The organism is Streptosporangium sp. NPDC006013 (assembly GCF_040614275.1).
Taxonomy (GTDB): Bacteria; Actinomycetota; Actinomycetes; order Streptosporangiales; family Streptosporangiaceae; genus Streptosporangium.
The window spans coordinates 1-2,425 of sequence record NZ_JBEXUE010000828.1; the positions used below are offsets into that span (position 1 = coordinate 1).

General features: G+C 70.4%; 1 protein-coding gene and 1 pseudogene. Both read left to right on the forward strand.

Features of this window, described 5'->3' with window-relative positions; translation table 11 throughout:
* A partial coding sequence (locus ABZ260_RS50030) for a N,N-dimethylformamidase beta subunit family domain-containing protein (RefSeq protein WP_355632732.1) occupies positions 1 to 1,692 on the forward strand: 1,692 nt, incomplete at its 5' end.
* A gap of 73 nt (positions 1,693 to 1,765) precedes the next feature.
* Positions 1,766 to 2,425: pseudogene (locus ABZ260_RS50035) on the forward strand (hypothetical protein); the annotation flags it as partial.

Sequence of the window (2,425 nt, forward strand, 5' to 3'; positions counted from 1 at the left end):
GCGTCGACGCCCGTCGGTCCGGTCGACCTCACAGGTCCGGTGACCGTCGCGGCGCACCGCGGCCGCGCCGTCGAGACCGTCGAGGGCGCCACCCGCGGGCAGGCGGACGAGCACTTCACCGGCAAGGTCGAGCTGCCGTTCGTCCTCGGCTCGCACCCCGACGACGCGCAGCTCGAGGCGCTGGCGCGGGCCGAGGCGGACGTCCGCGCCCTGGAGCCGGTGGCCGCCTGGGACCTGGCCTTCTCCTACGGCGACGATCCCACGGTCGCCAGGGCCGTGGTGCCCGGCCAGCCGGACGGCACGCTGGTCAACGGACCGGCGCGGGCCGTGACCGGGCGGACCTTCACCGGCCGGTGCCTGGACTTCACCCTCGCCACGGACCAGTACGCCGCGGCGCACTTTCATGCCACCGACCTGGTCGACGCGGGCTGGCCGGCCCTCCTCACCGCACCACTCCCCGAGGAGCTCGAGAGCGGCGTCTACGGCATCGTCGTCGAGAACGCCGACGGGTCCGACGTGGTGCCGATCTCCGTGGTGCCGAGATCCTCCGACGAGCGCCGCAGGGTCGCGGTCGTTCTGCCCACGTTCACCTACCTGGCCTACGCCAACGAGGCCCTCTTCAACGGGCTGGACACCTCGGCGATGACCGACCAGGAGGTGGTGGTCGCCCCGGAGAGCCTGGCGCACGTGGGGGACCACTCCTTCGGGCTGTCGATGTACGACCACCACCCCGACGGAAGCGGGGTCATGCTCTCGGCCGCGCGCCGCCAGATCGTGAACATGCGCCGCGGCTACCGCATGTGGGTCGTCGGAGGAGCGGGCCGCGCCTTCTCCTCGGACATGTACCTGATCGAGTGGCTCGCGCGGCGCGGCATCGAGGCCGATGTGCTCACCGACCACGAGGTGCACCAGCGGGGCGCCGACTATCTGCGCCCGTATGCGGCCGTGGTGTCGGGATCGCACCCGGAGTACACCTCCGAGGAGATGCTCGACGCGCTGACGGCGTACCGCGACGGCGGTGGCGGGCTGCTCTACCTCGGCGGTAACGGCTGGTACTGGGTCACCGGCGTCCTGAGTGACGACCCCCTCGTCATCGAGATCCGGCGCGGCCAGGCCGGCGTCCGCTGCTGGGAGTCGCTCCCGGGTGAGGTGACGCTGATGTCGACCGGCCTGCCCGGCGGGCTCTGGCGCCACCGCGGCCGGGCGCCACAGGCCCTGGCCGGGGTCGGCTTCGCCGCCCAGGGGTGGGGTCACTCCGAGCCGTACTTCCGGACCGAGGCGGCTGCGGACCCCGAGCACGCCTGGATCTTCGAGGGCGTCGACGAGGAGCCGATCGGGGCGTACGGGCTGGTGATGGACGGCGCCGCCGGCGACGAGATCGACCGGGCCGACGCGGCCCTCGGCACGCCGCGGCACGCCGTGGTGCTCGCCACTTCCCGCGGTCACTCGAACTTCTACCAGCGCGCCATCGAGGAGATCCCGATGAACCTGCCCAAGCACGGCGGAGGCGAGCAGGACCCCGAGGTGCACGCCGACATCGTCTACTTCGCGACGCCCGGCGGCGGCGAGGTCTTCTCCACCGGCTCGATCGCTTGGACCGGCTCGCTGCTGCAGGCGGACACCGAGAACGGCGTGTCCCGCATGACCGAGAACGTCATCCGCGCCTTCGTCACGCGTCGTCGTGATCGTTGACACAGAAAGCCAGGACAAATATGGTTCAGAAAATAGACCTTAACCCTTCGCTTGCACGCACGAGGAGTGCCGAATGAAGACGGAGACGATTCGAAGCGGGCTCCTCTCGGTGAACGAGCTCATCAAGCAGATCGACGCCGGTCTCGTCGACGGCATGCTGCTGGTGACGCCGGACAACGCCGGTCGCTGCCTTTCGGAGCGAGTCGCCGCTGCCGGGTTCGTCGAGAACCTGGGCCGCACCGACGCCTACAAGATCCCGCTGATGCTGTGGGGCGTCGACATCGAGCAGGACGTACGTCCGGGGCTCGACCACATCGGTGGCATGGGCGCCGGCGTCCCGGACGTGTTCCTGGTCCCGGACCTCACGACCATCCGCCGGGTCCCGTGGATGCCCGGCCTGCCCGTGGTCATCTGCGACCCGGTCGACGAGAACGGTGTCCCGATCCCGTTCGCGCCGCGGCAGATCCTCAAGGACCAGCTTGTACGGCTCGACGCTCTCGGCGTCACCCTGCAGGCGGCCACCGAGGTGGAGTTCCATCTCTTCGACGAGAGCTACGAAACGGCCTGGCACGACGGCTACCGGACCCTCACGCCCTCCAGCCGCTACCACGCGGCGTACGACGCGCTGGCCTGCCTGCGGTCCGAGGGGTTCATCGAGCAGGTCATCCAGCACATGCCTCCTTCCGGCAGAACCGGTCGAATCCCTACCCCATGCCCGGGCTCGACGCCGAGC